The following is a 16,442-nucleotide window of genomic DNA, read 5'->3' on the forward strand; positions in this document are numbered from 1 at the left end:
TGACAGGTTCCTGGGATATCATTCCTCATGGCAACATTATCGGCGGAATCCGCCCGCCTTCGAGGAGAATTCCATGCAGCAGCGCCAATCCGGCTTTACGCTCGTCGAGCTGATGATCGTGGTCGCGATCGTCGGCATCCTCAGCGCGATTGCCGTGCCTTCCTATAATAGCTACGTCATGCGCGCGCGCCTGGTCGAGGCGCATGGCACGCTGGCGTCCACCCAGAACAAGCTGGAGCAGTACTGGACCAACCATCGCAAGTACGAGGATTTCGACAAGCCAGGCGCCAGCCTCATGCCGGAGTCCGGCCAGAATTTCGACTACACCCTGGAAGACGCCACCGTCTCGGCCTACACCCTGGTCGCCACCGGCAAGAACGCCGCCGCCGGTTTCGTCTATACCATCGACCAGGCGGGCCTGCGGGCCACCACCGGGGTGCCGGACGGCTGGCTCGGGAGCGATGACTGCTGGGTCGACCGCAAGGAGGGCACATGCTCCCAGTAAGGCGATCCGACCAGGGCGGCTTCACGGCGATCGAGGCATTCGTGGTCCTGGCGATCCTCGGCATCCTGCTGGCGGTCGGCGTCCCCGGCATGCGCGGCTGGCTGGGCGGCACGACGGCTACCGGCGCGGCCGAGTTCTACGCGGAAGGTTTCCGGACCGCGCGCAACCAGGCGCTGGCCAACAACAGCCGCAGCCGCCTGGTCTTCACCGAGAACGCGGGCAGCGGCCAGCTGGACTGGCAGGTCGACGTCTGCTTCCCCATGCCGGACGACGGTTGCGCCGCCGACAGCGAACGCTGGTCGACCGTGGACGACCCGGCGCCGGGTCCGCAAGACGGCAACGTCGCGACCCGTTCGGTATTTCGCAGCGCCGCCGCGCTGCCGCGCACCACGGCCCTGACCGTGGCGCCCGACGCCGAGGCGCGCTCGGTCTATTTCACCGAGCTGGGCTGGGTCGACGGCGGCAAGCCGGCGCTGATGCGGCTCGACCTCGGTCCTGGCAGCGCCGACGCCGAGCGCGCGTTCACGCCGGGCGCCGTGGTGCTGACGCTGGCCGGCGCCGTCGTGACCTGCCGTCCCGACGTGGGCAACGCCGATTCGCGCAGGTGCCCCTGATGCGCCCGCGCTTTTCGCCGCTACGCCAGGCCCAGCGCGGCGTCGCGCTGCTCGAAGCCCTGATCGCCGTGCTGCTGCTGGGGATCGGCCTGGTCGGCACCCTGGCGTTGCAGGTCAATTCCCAGGCCGCCCTGTCCGAGGCGGCGATGCGCGCCGAGGCGACCATCGCGGCCAACGAGTTGATCGGCGTGATGAGCACCGATCTCGATCACCTGGACGAGTATGCGCTGGCCAGCGATGCGCAGCCGGGCGCGCGCCTCGAGACCTGGCACGCCGCGCTGTCCGGCCACCTGCCGAATGCGGCGGTCGAGGTCACGGTCACGCCGGCGGCGGACACCGAGCGCACCGCCATCGTGATCGTCATCGGCTGGCGCCGCAGCGAAGAGGCGCAGCAGAACACGCATCGCGTGGTCACCTACCTGGCGAGGTCGGCATGAGTTCCGCCATGCGCCTGCATCAGGCGGGCCGGATGGCCGGCTTTTCGCTGGTCGAGCTGATGGTGAGCATCGTCATCGGCCTGCTGGCGGTGCTGTTCGCCACCCGCATGATGACCGATTCCGAAACCACCAAGCGCGGCGCGCTGGGCGGCTCGGATTCGATGCAGAACGGGATGATGGCGATGTTCTCGATCAGCGGCGACGCCGAGCAGGCCGGCTATGGGCTGAATGATCCGATCCTGAACGGCTGCGACACCCTGTTCAACGACAACAGCGATTATGTGCTGGCGTCCGCCAGCCGCGCCGGCGCCGAGATAACGCCGCTGGCGCCGGCCGTGATCGTGCCGGGCGCGGACGGCAAGCCGGACCAGCTGACCCTGTACGCCGGCAGCGCGCCGGGCGGCACCGGCACCACGCGCCTGCAAACCAACTACATCGGCGGCAACCAGCTGGTGGTCGACCGCCTGTTGTACGGCTTCACGGTCGGCGACGTGATCGTGGTCGCGCCCGAGAATGGCGAAGGACGCTGCGCGCTGGCCCAGGTCACGGCGCTGACGGAGGAGGGCGCCGCGCCGACGATCTCGATCGGCGACGTGCGCTACCGCTACAACACCGGCGCCCTGGGGCGTAATTTCGACGGCAGCGCGAGCCGCATCTTCAACCTCGGACCCGAGGAGAACCTGTCGTTCCATACCTGGCTGGTGCGGGACGGGGTGCTGCGCCTGCGCGCCACCAACCTCGGCGCCGACGGCGGCGCCGCGCACGCGGTGGCCGACAACATCGTCTCGCTCAAGGCGCAGTACGGCTTCGACACGCGCGACGCCGCCGGCTTCGATCCGGAGCTGGGCATGCAGGTGGGCGAATGGTCGGGCGCGATGATCGACGCCGACCTGGATGGCGTGACCGGCGGGCCGGGCGACTACCAGCGCATCGCTGCCCTGCGCATCGCCGTCGTGGCGCGTGCACGGACGCCCGAGCGGCCCGGCGCGGACGGCGTGTGCACGGCGCAGCCCGACCCGATCAAGGTGTTCGGCAGCGCGCAGCCGCAGGGCGTCGATCCGGTGGAGATCGAGCTCGACGTGCAAGTCGCGGACGACCCGGTCGACTGGCGCTGCTACCGCTACCGTACTTTTGAGACCATCGTCCCGCTGCGTAACGCCGGCTGGAGGCCCACCGCATGAACCATCCACCGACACGAACCGGCAGCCAGGAAGGCGTCGCCTTGCCCGTCATGCTGATCATGATGCTGGTGATGCTGGTGACCAGCATCTACCTGCTTCGTTCCAGCAACTCGGCCACCCTGGCGGCCGCGAACCTGGCCTACGACGCCACCCTGAGCCGGGCGGTCGACTTCGGCCTGCACACGGGCTTCCAGTGGCTGAGCGACACCGCGTCGGCCGACAAGGCCAGCCTCAACCAGGATGACGCGGCCAACGGCTACCAGGCCATCCTGGATACGACCTGGACGCCGAACAACGAAAAATTCTGGGCAAACAGCGTCGTGGTCGAGGATCCGGACGGCACCCGGATCCGCTATGTCATCCACCGCATGTGCAGCAAGCCGGGCGGCTTCAGCGGCGCAATGCAGCAATGCGTGCTGACCTCGGCCAATACGGTCCGGATCGGCAACCGGGTCGCGATCGGCGAGAGCCTGGCGTCCGACGCGCCGGCCTACGCCAGTTCGCCCCAGATTCACTACGTGATCACGGCCCGCGTCGACGGCGCGCGCGGCGGCAACGTGATCAACCAGATGGCTGTCCTGATCGGCGCCTGACGCCCCACGAATGGAATGCGCATGAACTTCTCCCTCCTCACCCTGCTCGCCATGGCGCTGGCCATGACGCTGGCGCCGGCGCCGGCCTGGGCCGGCCCGACCGGCCTGGCCTCGCTGCCCCTGATGAGCATCACCGGCAGCGGCACCGTCAAGCCGAACCTGATGCTGCTGTATGACGATTCCGGCTCGATGGCCTGGAACCATACGCCGGACTACGTCGACGACAACACCACCTGCCGCGCCAGTACGACGCTCGCGGCGCGCACCCCGCGCGGCTGCGTGATCGGCGATCCGCCGTATGCGGCGCCGCAGTTCAACCGCCAGTACTACGACCCGAAGGTGCGCTACCATCCGCCGGTCAGGGCGGACCAGACCTCGTATCCGAGCCAGACCTCCGGCGCGACCGACGGCTGGACGACCGTGACCACCGACGGCTTCGGCATCGACCGGCGCAACATGCGCAATGCCAGCGAGACCACGACCAATCTGCTGACCGGCTATCCGGACCTGCAGTGGTGCAGCAGCAGCGGCGAGTGCCGCCGCAACATCGGCGGCTACGCCTATCCGAGCCTGAGCTACAACAGCGCCGAGCAGGTCGGCGGCAACCCCTACTACTACACGATCAACGTCGCCGAATACTGCACCGACGCCAGCCTGAAGAATTGCGTGAGCACGGCGGTCAATGCCCCGGCCCCGCAGGGGTATCCGGTGGCGGCCCCGGTCCGCTGGTGCAACAGCACGGCGCTGACCAATTGCCAGGCCAAGTACGTCGGCAACTACAAGTACCCGCGCTATGGCGACCCGAACCGGTCGGCCAACTGGTACTCGACCATCACGATCAACGACTCGGGCGCCGCCAGCGCGGTCTCGATCACGGCCGTGCGCTCGGTCGGGGTATCGGGCACGCAGACCGTCACCAGGGACGTGGCAGCGGCCGCGAGCGGCACCAATACCGCCGCCAAGCGCACCGCGCTGGCCACCGCGCTGGCGGCCTCGATCGTCAACAAGACCGGACTGGCGCGCCCCTTCACCGCCTGCGTACCCACGGCCAGCGGCGTGGTGCGCGCCTGCGCCGACTTCGGCATCACGCTGGATTCAAGCGACATGCTGGCCGTGATCCCGATCAGCTGCGCCGCCGGCGTCACCAACAAGAACGACTGCACCGTGGTGAAGGAGGGCGAACGCACCGGCGACGAGATCGTCGTCGATTCCGGCACCGCCGCCACCGCGCTGCTGCAGGTCGGCGGGCGCGCCGCCAACAGCAGCACCACCAGCGGCCGCAGCCGCCTGGTTGGCCTCAAGCTGGGCAATACCACGCTGATCGATTCGCTGCGCCTCGGCCAGAACTACACGGCGGCGCAAGTCGCTGCGCAGATCGCCGCCGACATCGGCACCGGCGGCACGATCAAGGCCTATGTCGGACCGAACAACGTGACGCCGCATTGCGCGGCGGCCACCAGCTCGACGGTCTGCATCGTGGCGCCGCTGAGCATGACCGGCGCCAACCTGAGCTATAGCCGGGTCGACAATCCGGCCAGCCTGACCTGGGGGAGCGCGCCGGCCACGAGCGATGGCGCGCCGACCTCGGTCTCGGGCTTCGATACCGGCGTGTTCGTGCGCACCGACATCGTGCCGGCGCGCGACACCTACCCGAAATCGGCGCAGCGCACCGATTGCCAGGGCGCGGCCTGCACCTACGACGAGGAAATGACCAACTTCGCCAACTGGTACGCCTACTACAAGACGCGCAACCAGATGATGAAGACGTCCGTCGGCCTGGCCTTCCAGCCGCTGGGCGAAGCCTACAAGGTCGGCCTGGTGGGCCTGCAGGATGCGGCCGGCGAGGAAGCCATGAGCCGTCCGCAGCCGTTCACGGGCCAGAACCGGATCGACTGGTACAACGCGCTGTACGCGATGAACAGTTCGGGTGGCACCCCGATCCGCCTGGCGCTGCACGCGATCGGCAAGATGTTCGCCAACCAGGCGCCCTACCAGCAGGCGGCCGGGGAGGAGACGGTGGAGTTTGCCTGTCAGCAGAACTTTACCTTCGTCACCACCGACGGTTACTGGAACGGCAGCAGCCCCAAGACGCTGGTCGAGCCGGCGACCCGCAATTCGCCTGCCGTGTACCAGGAAACCGTCGTCAACAACGACCACATCGTCAACCCGGCGCGCTTCTGCACGCGCGAGAAGGGCTGCCTCGATACCCGCCCACAAACGCTGCCGTCGCTGGCCGACGTCGCGCTGTACTGGTACAACGGTGGCTCGAGCACCGGCACCGTGTCGCTGCGTCCCGACATCGACGACATGTCGAAGACCGGCCAGGTGCCGGGCGTCGGCAACAACCACCTGCACATGCGCACCTACGCCCTGGGCCTGGGCGTGGACGGCATCATGACCTACGAGCCGGACTACGACACCAAGCCCGTGGTCGGCGGCGACTTCTACAACCTGATCAACGGCGTAGCGACCGGCTGCCCGTGGAACAACAACGGCGCCTACGTCTGGCCCGATCCGAATACCGGCACCACCGACCTGTCGACCGCGCTGCAGTCGCGGGTGGACGACCTGTGGCATGCCGCCATCAACGGCGGCGGCAAATACTTCCCGGCCTCGGATCCGCTGCAGGTGGTCGACAGCCTGAACCGGGTATTGAACGACATCCAGGTCGCCACCGGCGCGGCCGCGGCGGCCGCCACCTCGACCCCCAACGTGGCCCAGGAAGACCGCGACATCTTCTCGGCCACCTTTACCACCGTGAAGTGGACGGGCAACCTCTCCAAGCGCGTGATCGACATCGTCACAGGCGAGGTCAGCAAGGACGTTGAATGGAAGACGTCCTGGAGCATCGGCCAGAAGGTCGGGGCCGATTCCGACACCCGCAACATCTGGTGGCGCGACCCGGCCACCGGCGCGCGCACCGACTTCGCCTACGACCTGCTGGGCGCCGACCAGGCCTGGTTCTCGAACAAGTGCGCGGCGCTGCCGCAATGCGCGCGCCTGTCGGCCGACCAGCGCGCCGTCGTCGACGACGGCCGGACCATCGTCGGCTGGCTGCGCGGCCGGCAGCGGCATGCCGACAACGTCCTGCTGCGCGCCTACACCACCACCGGGCCGGAAGACACGGGTCCGAACGGCGCCCAGCTGGAGATCCTGGGCGACGTGGCGTCGTCCAAGCCGGCCTACCTGCGCGAACCGCGCAAGGCCTACGGCAGCGCCGACTACGCGGCCTTCCGCAGCGACAACGCGAGCCGCGACCCGATCGTCTTCATCGCCGCCAACGACGGCATGCTGCACGCCTTCGACGCCGAGCATGGCGCGGAGCTGTGGGCCTACATGCCGCGCATCACGATGAAGAAGCTGTACCGGCAGGCCAGCGTCAACTACGCCTCGAGCCACCAGTTCAGCACCGACGGTTCGCCCGAGCTGGCCGACGTCAAGATCAATGGCGAATGGCGCTCGGTGCTGGTCGCCGGCCTGAATGCCGGCGGGCGCGGCTACTATGCGCTGGACGTTACCGATCCGGCCGATCCCCGGCCCTTGTGGGAAATCTGCGCCGACAGCGCGGTGTGCGGCGGCGTGCACCACCAGCCCGACATGGGCTTCACCTTCGGCAATCCGCAATTCGGCACCATCCGGGTGGGCGGCGAAGAGCGCTGGGTGGTGTTCCTGACCTCGGGTTACAACAATATTCCCGGCGCCGACGACATCGGGTCGGGCAGCGGCAAGGGCTACCTGTTCGTGATCGACGTCGCGACCGGCCAGGCGATCGCCAACCTGGGCGCCAGCGACGTGCTCGACAAGGGCATGCTCACCACCGGCAGCGGCGACGCCACCACGCCGTCGGGCCTGGCGAAGATCACGGCGATCACGGCGAACCCGAACACCGATCCGCTCGTGACCTACGTCTACGGCGGCGACAACCAGGGCCAGATGTGGCGCTTCGACTTCACCGGCGAGCAGGTCGGGCGGCTCCTGATGGCCAATGCCGGCCCCGACCAGCCGATCACCACCCGGCCCGACGTCGCCGTCTGCCAGGTCGGCTCGACCGGGGAGGGCGCGGACGCCTCGCCGACCAAGCGCGTGGTGGCCTTCGGCACCGGCCGCATGCTCGACCTGCCGGACATCCAGAACACCAGGGTGCAAAGCGCCTACGTGCTCAAGGACGACGGCGCCGCGTTCGACGCCGCCGCCTGGCGCGACGACGCGACCTATGCCGAGCGCACCCTGACCGAAACCCGGCCCTACGATGACGCCGCGCCGGACGTGCCGCGCTCGAACCAGTTCACGATCGGCGGGACGATCGCCGACCTGGGCCGCCAGCGCGGCTGGTTCGTCGACTTCGACGAGAACGACGGCGAGCGGGTCAACCTGGATCCGAAGATCGTGGCCGGCACCCTGACCGTGGTGACCAACCTGCCGCAGTCCTCGACCGCCTGCGCCGTGGGCGGTATCAGCTACGCGTATTTCGTGGACGTGTGCAGCGGCGCGGCGGTCTCGAACGACATCGCCGGCGTGCTGCTGTCGGGCGACGCGGCGGCGGTGGGCACGACCATCGTGCGCCTGCCGTCGGGCGCGCTCAAGCTGATCACCACCACCGCCAAGGGCAATACCATCACCACCGAGGTGGCGCCGGCCAGGACCCAGGACGCGCGCCGCACCGGCTGGCGCCGGGTGCGCGAATAGGCAATAGACAGCGCCGGGCGCGCCGTTTAGTTCACACGGCGCGCCCCGGAAACGGTAAAATCGAGGGTTTTCCGACCAGGGTCGCCCGCGGCCCGACAACAGGGCTCGATTGATGGCCAACGACACCGATATTTCCAGCGACGACCTCGACGTCGCCGCTCCCCGCCAGGCCGGCGCGATCGCGCGCGAAGTCGCGCGCCGCCGCACCTTCGGCATCATTTCCCACCCCGATGCGGGCAAGACGACGCTGACCGAGAAGCTGCTGCTGTTCTCGGGCGCGATCCAGCTGGCCGGCACCGTCAAGGGCCGCAAGAGCGGCCGCCACGCGACCTCGGACTGGATGGACATCGAGAAGCAGCGCGGCATCTCGGTCGCGTCCTCGGTGATGCAGTTCGAGTTCCGCGAGCACGTGATCAACCTGCTCGACACCCCAGGCCACCAGGACTTCTCGGAAGACACCTATCGGGTGCTGACCGCTGTCGACTCGGCCCTGATGGTGATCGACGCCGCCAAGGGCGTCGAGGAACAGACCATCAAGCTGCTCGACGTGTGCCGCATGCGCGACACCCCGATCGTCACCTTCATGAACAAGATGGACCGCGAGACCCGCGATCCGCTGGAGCTGCTGGACGAGGTCGAGTCGGTGCTCAAGATCGAGTGCGCGCCGGTGACGTGGCCGATCGGCATGGGCAAGAACTTCCGCGGCGTGTACCACCTGCTGAAGGACGAGATCATGCTGTTCAAGGCCGGCGAAGAGAAGGCCGACGGCGCCTTCGAGATCGTCAAGGGCATCGACAATCCGAAGCTGGCCGAGATGTTCCCGCTCGAAATCGAGCAGCTGAAGATGGAAGTGGAGCTGGTGCACGGCGCCTCGCACGTGTTCGACCTCGAGCGTTTCCTGTCGGGCGTGCAGACCCCGGTGTTCTTCGGCTCGGCGATCAACAACTTCGGCGTGCGCGAAATCCTGTCGGCGCTGGTCGACTGGGCCCCGGCGCCGCGCGAGCGCGACGCCACCGTGCGCGCGGTCGCGCCGGTCGAACCGAAGTTCTCGGGTTTCGTGTTCAAGATCCAGGCCAATATGGACCCGGCCCACCGCGACCGCATCGCCTTCCTGCGCGTGTGCTCGGGACGCTTCGAGAAGGGCATGAAGGTCAAGCACCTGCGCCTGGGGCGCGAAGTGAAGCTGTCGTCGGTGGTGACCTTCATGGCCTCGAGCCGCGAGCAGGTCGAAGAGGCGTACGCCGGCGACATCATCGGCCTGCCGAACCACGGCAACATGCAGATCGGCGACAGCTTCTCGGAAGGCGAGCTGCTGACATTCACCGGCATCCCGTACTTCGCGCCGGACCTGTTCCGCACGGTGCGCATCCGTAACCCGCTGAAGGTCAAGCAGCTGCACAAGGGCTTGCAGCAGCTGGGCGAAGAGGGCGCGGTACAGGTGTTCAAGCCGGTGCTGGGCGCCGACCTGATCCTGGGCGCGGTCGGCGTGCTGCAGTTCGAGGTCGTGGCCAGCCGCCTGCTCAACGAGTATGGCGTGGACGCGGTGTTCGAAAGCAGCAGCATCAGCAGCGCGCGCTGGATTTCGAGCGACGACAAGAAATCCCTCAGCGACTTCGAAAACCAGCTCGGCCACCAGGTCGCCTACGACGCCGCCGGCAACATGGCCTTCCTGGCCACCTCGGGCGTCAACCTGCGCCTGACCCAGGAGCGCTGGCCAAAGCTGGTCTTCCACGCGACCCGCGAGCACGCCGCCAAGCTGGCCTGACGCGGCCCCTGCATCAAGGCCCGGCCGCGCTGTCCATCCCGATCTCGGCGGCGTCCAGGGTCTGGGTGCGCACCGCGCCGTCGGGCAGCGTCAGGCGCAGCTGCACCGGCAGCCAGGCCTGGCCCGGCGCCAGCCATATTTCCAGCCGCGGCGCCCCCTCGGGCGCCAGCTGCGCCAAACGCAGCGCTTTTAGAACGCCGATCCCGGTGTCGACCGGCTCCATCCCCATCGCCTCGTAGCGTTCCTCGCGCGCCCCGCCGGCGGCGCCGATCCAGAACGCCAGCACGCCGCGCAGCTGGTCCGGATTGGCGCGTCCCATGCCCGAGAGCTGCAGCAGCAGCGAGGCGCGGTCCTGGGCGCCGCCCGCCAGCTGGTCGCGGCGCGCGCCGAGGTGCGAGACGATCACCCCGTTCGCGCGATCGAATTCGGTACTCGCCCGGCCCGGACCTGCCGGCTCGCTGGCGCGCAGCGGCGCCAGCCCGCCGTCGTCCAGGCCGCCCTCGCTGTCCAGCGCGCCCAGGATGCCGTCGAGCGCGATCCGGTAGCTGCTGCCGTCGGTGCGCCACTCCAGGCGCGCCGCGCCCCCGCCGCTCACGCGGTAGCCGAGGCGTGCCGGCGGCGCCGGCGAGACCCGGAACTGGCCCGGCATCGCGCCCGGCAGCACCTCGCCTTGCCCGCCCGGCTGGAGCGGCGCGAGCGGGGGCAGCGCAGGCGTGGCGGTCTCGGGCCTGGCATCCGGCTCGGGCGCGCTTGCCAGGGCGGACTGTGAATCGGGCTGTAGACCAGGCTGCGACTCGGGCTGCGACTCGGACTGCGGGCCGGGCGCGAGCCGCAGCGTCACTGGAGCAGGCTCGTGCACGCCCGGCGCACGCTGGACGGCCAATTCGAGCCAGGCAAGGGCGGCCAGGTGCAGCAGCAGCGATACCAGGCCAACGCCCAGCAACAGCCGGTAGCGCGCGAGGAAAGCGGGAAATCTCATGGGCGCTAGTGTAGCGCGCGCCCGTCCCGGAAAGCGAGCTCAGAAGCCGACGTTCAGATTGGCCCGCACCCTGCTGCTGGAGTTGGTCGCGTTCTCGAAGCGCCTGGCCGCATGGCCGTGATTCTCGAAAGAGCCGTCGAACGTGGCCCGTTCGCTGATCTTGTACTGCGCACCGACGCCGGTGTACAGGCCCGTATCGACGCCCCTGCGCACGCCCCGGCGGTTCTCGCTGTGGGCTACCCCGACCTTGCTGTACGCCGACAGGCCGTCGCCGAGCGGCTGCGTCACCTTGACGGCCGCGTGCAGATTGAAGCCGCGCAGGCCGATCGCGCCGGTCGTGTCTTCGGGATCGCGTTCGTTTACCGGGCGAAAGCCCTGGTCGAGCAGGTTGACGTAGCCGGCCTCGAAGGCCAGCGCCGGCGTCACCGAGACGCCCATCAGCAGCCTGGGATCGGTCTTGAACAGGCCGCCGAACAGGCGGTCGTTGGGGTTGGCGTTCACATTGCCCCCGTACACGCGCGGAAAAGTCTGAAAGCCCGGGTCGCGTGGGGCCGAGAACACGCTGCGTGCGCGGGCGTCGGCCAGCTCCACCGGCGCGGCGGCCGGCGCCGCCAGTTGCGCATATGCCGGCGCCATCGCCATCGTGGCGACGGCAAGCCATCCGGGCGTCGACAGGAGGGCGCGTGCTTGCATGGGATTTCCTCGATCGGGGGATGGTGCGAGCATAGCGCGACCAGAGGCGCTGCACTCATGCGCCACGCATGGGTTGGTAAGCAGTTGTTACCGGTAAGCATACATGGGCTCGCTCATACGTGCGCGGCCGGACCGGGCTTGCGTCGGAACAAGCGAATGCGTTGACGGACGGCGTACATTGTGGAGTGCATTCCAGAAATGTTGCGAGAGAACGCCATGAACATGACACCGCCGCGCCGCCCACCGCAGCCGTCCACCGCTCGCGGGGGCTGACCATGCTGTCCCGCCTGCTGTCCCGGCCGTTGTGCCGCCTGAAGATCGGCCCCAAGCTGCTGCTCGCGCCCGGCGCCGTCCTGATCCTGCTGCTCCTGCTGTCGTGGGTCGCCTATTACGCGATGGTGCGCCAGAACGATTCGCTCGAATCGATCGTCGGCCAGCGCGCGGCCAGCATGCGCGCCGCCAGCAGCCTGGCGGCGCAGTCGCAGAAGGCGCACGCCGATATCTATCGCCTGCTGAGCTGGATGGGCGGCAGCTTCCCGCTGGCGCGCACCGAGCCGCTGCGCCAGGACATCCTGGCCCAGCACCGGCGCATCGCGGCCGGCCTGGAGGCACTGGGCAAGGCGACCCTGACCGAAGCCGAAGACCGCCACGTGGAGCAGGCCGCCGCCGCGCAGCGGCGCTACGCTGCGGCGGTGCGCGAGGTGATCGAGCTGGCGCCGCTGGACGGCTCGATCGGCGCCAATGCCATGCAAAAGGCCGAGAGCGCGTTCGCGCTGGTGGCGCAGCGCCTGGCCGCCCTGGGCGCGCTCGAAGAAGCGCTGTCGCGCGAAGCCTCCGCCAGCGCCGAGGCCGACTTTCGCATGATCTCGATGCTGATGCCGGCCGTTGTGCTGCTGGCGATCGCGCTGTCGCTGGCGATCACGTTCGCCGTGCGCCGCATCCTGCTCGACGAGATCCGCGGCATCGGGCTGGCCGCGAGCAGCCTGGCCAGCGGCGACCTGACCGTGCGGCGGGGCGAGGGCCACGATTACGGCGGCGACGAGATCGCCGACACCTCGCGCCAGCTGGACGCCAGCATCCGCAACCTGAACGGCACCCTGCGCTCGATCCTGGAATCGGCGCGCCTGATCGGCGCCGCCTCGCGCGACATCAAGCTCGGCAGCCTGAGCCTGGGCAGCCGCGCCGTGTTCCGCGCCAGCGCACTGGCCCATACCGAAGGCGCGCTGCGCGAACTGGCGGCCGACGTCAAGCTGGGCGCCGACCAGGCGCGCGCCGCCAACCGCCTGGCCGCGGGCGCCGGCGCGGCGGCGCACGAAGGCAGCGACGTGGTCGAACGGCTGGTGGCGACGCTCGCCGGCAGCCGCCGCGGCGCGCAGCGGGTGGTCGAGATCGTCGATGGGCTGGACCTGGCGGCGAGCGAGGCCGGCACGCTGGCCCTGAACGCGGCGCTGGGCGCGGCGCGCGCACATATGGCTGCCAGCGTGGACGACGACGTGGACGCCGGCGAGCCATCGCCGGCGATGGCCGCGATGGCCGGCGAGGTGCGGGCGCTGGCGCGCCGGGTGGTCGCCGCCAGCCGCGAAATCCGGAGTGTGGCGGCGCAGTCGCTGGCCGAGATCGATGGCGGCGCGGCCTGGGCCCAGCATGCCGGCAGCAATATGGAGCGCATCGCGGGCACGGTGCGCGAAGTGGAAGACCTCGCCGGGCGCATCGGCGCGGCGGGAGAGGGCCAGGCCTCGCACCTGGCCGACGTGGGCCAGGCGATCGTGCGGATGGACCAGGTGACGCGCCAGAACTGTACGCTGGTGGAAGAAGCGGCGAGCGCGGCGCGCACCCTGCAGATGCAGGCGCTGGCGCTGTCGCGCACGGTGGCGGGGTTCAGGCTGGAAGAAGAGGGCGCGCAGGCGCCGCCGCCGCAGGTGGAGGGCGCGGGGAGCAAGGACGGCGGCGGGGCCTGGTCGGCGCCCGGGGAACCGGCGCGCGAGCGCCGCGGGGGCGCCAGGGAACGGCGCCGCCACCAGGCGTCGCACTTGCGGCTCGCCTCGAGCCGCAAGTGACCGGGGATCACTCGTAGTCGCTGATCGGCGCGCAGCCGCAGAACAGGTTGCGATCGCCATAGACGTTGTCGGCGCGGCCGACCGGCGGCCAGTACTTCTTCTTGCGCAGGCTGGCGACCGGGAAGGCCGCCACTTCACGGGTGTAGCCGTGAGCCCAGGCATCGGCGGTGACCACCTCGGCGGTGTGCGGGGCGCCCTTGAGCGGGTTGTCCATGCGGTCGTACTCGCCGCGCTCGACCTTGACGATCTCGGCGTGGATGGTGATCATCGCCTCGATGAAGCGGTCGATCTCGGCCTTCGATTCCGATTCGGTCGGCTCGATCATCAGGGTGCCCGGCACCGGGAAGCTCATGGTCGGGGCGTGGAAGCCGAAGTCCATCAGGCGCTTGGCCACGTCTTCGTTGCTGATGCCGGTCTTGTCCTGCAGCGGGCGCAGGTCGATGATGCACTCGTGCGCGACCAGGCCGTCGTGGCCCGCGTACAGCACCGGGTAGTGCGGCGCCAGGCGGCGCGCGATGTAGTTGGCGTTGAGGATCGCCACTTCGGTCGCGCTGGTGAGGCCCTCCGCGCCCATCATCGCGATGTACATCCACGAGATCGGCAGGATCGAGGCCGAGCCGAAGGCGGCGGCGCTGACGGCGCCGATGCCTTCTTCGCTACGGACGTAGCCGCTCGACAGCTGGTTTGGCAGGAATTTCGCCAGGTGGGCGCCGACGCCGATCGGGCCGACGCCGGGGCCGCCGCCGCCGTGCGGGATGCAGAAGGTCTTGTGCAGGTTCAGGTGGCTGACGTCGCCGCCGAAGGCGCCCGGCGCGGCCAGGCCGACCAGCGCGTTCATGTTGGCGCCGTCGACGTAGACCTGGCCGCCATGCTGGTGCACGATCTCGCACAGTTCCTTGATGCCCTCTTCGAACACGCCGTGGGTCGACGGGTAGGTGACCATCACGCAGGCCAGGTCGCGGCTGTATTGCTCGGCCTTGGCCTTCAGGTCGGCGAGGTCGACGTTGCCGTTGTCGTCGCAGGCGGTGACCACGACCTTCATGCCGACCATGCTGGCCGAGGCCGGGTTGGTGCCGTGCGCCGACGACGGGATCAGGCACACGTTGCGGTGGCCTTCGCCGCGCGACTCGTGGTATTTCTGGATCACCAGGAGGCCCGCGTACTCGCCCTGCGAGCCGGCGTTCGGCTGCAGCGAGATGGCGGCGTAGCCGGTGGCGGCGCACAGCATGGCTTCGAGCTGGGCGATCATCTCGCGGTAGCCGACGGTCTGGTCGTTCGGCGCCAGCGGGTGGACGTTCGAGAACTCGGGCCACGTGACCGGCACCATCTCGGCGGTGGCGTTGAGCTTCATGGTGCACGAGCCGAGCGGGATCATGGTGCGATCCAGCGCCAGGTCCTTGTCGGCAAGCGCGCGCAGGTAGCGCAGCATCTCGTGCTCGGCGTGGTAGCGGTTGAAGGTCGGGTGGGTCAGGTAGGCGCTGGTGCGGGCGAGCACGGCCGGGAAGGCGTCCGCCACGGCGGCGTCCAGCTGGTCGATGTCGACGCTTTTGCCGTTGCCGAACACGGCGAACAGGTTGGCCAGGTCGTCGCGGGTGACGGTTTCGTCGAGCGAGACGCCGACGCTGGTGGCGTCGATCCGGCGCAGGTTCAGGCCGCGCGCGGCAGCCTGCTGGTGGATCGCGCCGGCATCCTGCACGCGCACGGTGAGGGTGTCGAAGAAGGTCTTGTTGGCCAGCTCGAAGCCCAGCTGCTGCAGGCCGGCGGCCAGGATGGCGGTCTGGCGGTGCACGCGGCGCGCGATGCGGGCCAGGCCTTGCGGGCCGTGGTAGACCGCGTACATGCCGGCCATCACGGCCAGCAGCACCTGCGCGGTGCAGATGTTCGAGGTCGCCTTTTCGCGGCGGATGTGCTGCTCGCGCGTCTGCAGCGCCAGGCGGTAGGCCGGGTTGCCCTGGGCGTCGATGGTGACGCCGACCAGGCGGCCCGACATGCTGCGCTTGAATTCGTCGCGGGTGGCGAGGTAGCCGGCGTGCGGGCCGCCGAAACCGAGCGGCACGCCGAAGCGCTGGCTGTTGCCGACCACCACGTCGGCGCCCCATTCGCCCGGCGGGGTCAAGACGGTCAGGGCCAGCAGGTCGGCGGCCACGATCACCATGCTGCCCGCGGCGTGCAGGTGCTCGACGGCGGCGCGGTAGTCGCGCACTTCGCCGTCGACGCCCGGGTATTGCAGCAGCACGCCGAAGCAGGTTTCCTCGAGTTTTTCGATGTCGCCAGGCGCGATGGTGCGCACTTCGATGCCGATCGGCCGGGCGCGGGTCTCGATGATCTCGCGGGTCTGCGGCAGCACGTCGTCGGCCACGTAGAATACCTTCGAGGCTGACTTGCCGACGCGCTGGATCAGGGTCATGGCCTCGGCGGCGGCGGTGCCTTCGTCGAGCATCGACGAGTTGGCGATGCCCATGCCGGTCAGGTCGGTGATCGCCTGCTGGAAGTTCAGGATGGCTTCCAGGCGGCCTTGCGAGATCTCGGGCTGGTAGGGCGTGTAGGCGGTGTACCAGGCCGGGTTTTCGAAGATGTTGCGCAGGATTACCTTTGGCGTATGGGTGCCGTAGTAGCCCTGGCCGATCAGCGATTTCAGCACCTTGTTCTTCGACGCCAGGCCGCGCAGGACCGCCAGCGCTTCTTCTTCGGTGCGCGGCTCGGCGAACTGGCCCAGGTCCAGCCTGTCCTTGCGGCGGATGTTGGCCGGGACCACGGCGTCGATCAGGGCGGCGCGGGTAGCGTAGCCGAGGGTCGACAGCATGGCTGCCTGTTCGGATTCGGACGGGCCGATGTGGCGCGGGATGAACGAATCGCGTGCTTCAAGTTGGGTGAGGCTGGAGCGGGTCATGGTAGGAAAAGAGAATCGGGAAGGAGTCTGGCGCCAATGCTG

At 69.1% G+C, this 16,442-nt stretch carries 11 protein-coding genes; 8 read left to right on the plus strand and 3 right to left on the minus strand.

Translation table 11 applies throughout. The features are described from left to right. Positions 1–73: 73 nt before the first annotated feature. The 7 genes from ACZ9AQ_RS04600 to ACZ9AQ_RS04630 all read left to right on the plus strand — a co-directional run bounded on the left by ACZ9AQ_RS04600 (position 74) and on the right by ACZ9AQ_RS04630 (position 9,781). Complete coding sequence (locus ACZ9AQ_RS04600) at positions 74–505, plus strand: type IV pilin protein (RefSeq protein ID WP_429202452.1); 432 nt, start codon at positions 74–76, stop codon at positions 503–505. Continuing rightward, positions 493–1,119 carry a pilus assembly FimT family protein gene (locus tag ACZ9AQ_RS04605; protein WP_429202450.1) on the plus strand — a complete coding sequence of 209 codons (627 nt, stop codon included), beginning with the start codon at positions 493–495 and terminating at the stop codon, positions 1,117–1,119. Before ACZ9AQ_RS04600 ends, ACZ9AQ_RS04605 begins: the two co-directional genes overlap by 13 nt. Then, positions 1,119–1,556: a type IV pilus modification PilV family protein gene (locus tag ACZ9AQ_RS04610; RefSeq protein ID WP_429202448.1), complete on the plus strand. Its 438-nt coding sequence runs from the start codon at positions 1,119–1,121 to the stop codon at positions 1,554–1,556. The genes ACZ9AQ_RS04605 and ACZ9AQ_RS04610 overlap by 1 nt, the downstream gene beginning before the upstream one ends. Beyond that, positions 1,553–2,737: a PilW family protein gene (locus ACZ9AQ_RS04615; RefSeq protein ID WP_429202446.1), complete on the plus strand. Its 1,185-nt coding sequence runs from the start codon at positions 1,553–1,555 to the stop codon at positions 2,735–2,737. The genes ACZ9AQ_RS04610 and ACZ9AQ_RS04615 overlap by 4 nt, the downstream gene beginning before the upstream one ends. Continuing rightward, a complete protein-coding gene (locus tag ACZ9AQ_RS04620; protein ID WP_429202444.1) occupies positions 2,734–3,330 on the plus strand; it encodes a pilus assembly PilX family protein in 597 nt (198 codons plus the stop codon). Before ACZ9AQ_RS04615 ends, ACZ9AQ_RS04620 begins: the two co-directional genes overlap by 4 nt. Before the next feature lie 21 nt (positions 3,331–3,351). After that, a complete protein-coding gene (locus ACZ9AQ_RS04625) occupies positions 3,352–8,016 on the plus strand; it encodes a pilus assembly protein (RefSeq protein ID WP_429202442.1) in 4,665 nt (1,554 codons plus the stop codon). A gap of 112 nt (positions 8,017–8,128) precedes the next feature. Then, positions 8,129–9,781: a peptide chain release factor 3 gene (locus ACZ9AQ_RS04630; protein ID WP_429202440.1), complete on the plus strand. Its 1,653-nt coding sequence runs from the start codon at positions 8,129–8,131 to the stop codon at positions 9,779–9,781. 13 nt (positions 9,782–9,794) lie between these two features. Here the strand turns inward: ACZ9AQ_RS04630 and ACZ9AQ_RS04635 are convergent, their stop codons facing one another. Together ACZ9AQ_RS04635 and ACZ9AQ_RS04640 are read right to left on the minus strand one after the other, a co-directional pair. After that, complete coding sequence (locus ACZ9AQ_RS04635) at positions 9,795–10,760, minus strand: DUF3108 domain-containing protein (RefSeq protein ID WP_429202438.1); 966 nt, start codon at positions 10,758–10,760, stop codon at positions 9,795–9,797. 39 nt (positions 10,761–10,799) lie between these two features. Continuing rightward, a complete protein-coding gene (locus ACZ9AQ_RS04640; protein WP_429202437.1) occupies positions 10,800–11,453 on the minus strand; it encodes a hypothetical protein in 654 nt (217 codons plus the stop codon). A gap of 275 nt (positions 11,454–11,728) precedes the next feature. Between ACZ9AQ_RS04640 and ACZ9AQ_RS04645 the strand changes: the two genes are divergently transcribed. Beyond that, positions 11,729–13,510 carry a methyl-accepting chemotaxis protein gene (locus tag ACZ9AQ_RS04645; protein ID WP_429202435.1) on the plus strand — a complete coding sequence of 594 codons (1,782 nt, stop codon included), beginning with the start codon at positions 11,729–11,731 and terminating at the stop codon, positions 13,508–13,510. A gap of 7 nt (positions 13,511–13,517) precedes the next feature. Here the strand turns inward: ACZ9AQ_RS04645 and gcvP are convergent, their stop codons facing one another. Continuing rightward, positions 13,518–16,400 (minus strand): aminomethyl-transferring glycine dehydrogenase, encoded by a 2,883-nt coding sequence (gene gcvP, locus ACZ9AQ_RS04650; RefSeq protein WP_429202433.1) that lies wholly within the window; start codon positions 16,398–16,400, stop codon positions 13,518–13,520. Positions 16,401–16,442 lie beyond the last annotated feature (42 nt).

The sequence above is a fragment of the Massilia sp. UYP34 genome, assembly GCF_056279385.1.

Excerpts from the sequence above, each read along its gene's own strand:
- ACZ9AQ_RS04600 (WP_429202452.1), top strand. The coding sequence starts at position 74 with ATGCAGCAGCGCCAATCCGGCTTTACGCTCGTCGAGCTGATGATCGTG.
- ACZ9AQ_RS04605 (WP_429202450.1), top strand. The coding sequence starts at position 493 with ATGCTCCCAGTAAGGCGATCCGACCAGGGCGGCTTCACGGCGATCGAG.
- ACZ9AQ_RS04610 (WP_429202448.1), top strand. The coding sequence starts at position 1,119 with ATGCGCCCGCGCTTTTCGCCGCTACGCCAGGCCCAGCGCGGCGTCGCG.
- ACZ9AQ_RS04615 (WP_429202446.1), top strand. The coding sequence starts at position 1,553 with ATGAGTTCCGCCATGCGCCTGCATCAGGCGGGCCGGATGGCCGGCTTT.
- ACZ9AQ_RS04620 (WP_429202444.1), top strand. The coding sequence starts at position 2,734 with ATGAACCATCCACCGACACGAACCGGCAGCCAGGAAGGCGTCGCCTTG.
- ACZ9AQ_RS04625 (WP_429202442.1), top strand. The coding sequence starts at position 3,352 with ATGAACTTCTCCCTCCTCACCCTGCTCGCCATGGCGCTGGCCATGACG.
- ACZ9AQ_RS04630 (WP_429202440.1), top strand. The coding sequence starts at position 8,129 with ATGGCCAACGACACCGATATTTCCAGCGACGACCTCGACGTCGCCGCT.
- ACZ9AQ_RS04635 (WP_429202438.1), bottom strand. The coding sequence starts at position 10,760 with ATGAGATTTCCCGCTTTCCTCGCGCGCTACCGGCTGTTGCTGGGCGTT.
- ACZ9AQ_RS04640 (WP_429202437.1), bottom strand. The coding sequence starts at position 11,453 with ATGCAAGCACGCGCCCTCCTGTCGACGCCCGGATGGCTTGCCGTCGCC.
- ACZ9AQ_RS04645 (WP_429202435.1), top strand. The coding sequence starts at position 11,729 with ATGCTGTCCCGCCTGCTGTCCCGGCCGTTGTGCCGCCTGAAGATCGGC.
- gcvP (WP_429202433.1), bottom strand. The coding sequence starts at position 16,400 with ATGACCCGCTCCAGCCTCACCCAACTTGAAGCACGCGATTCGTTCATC.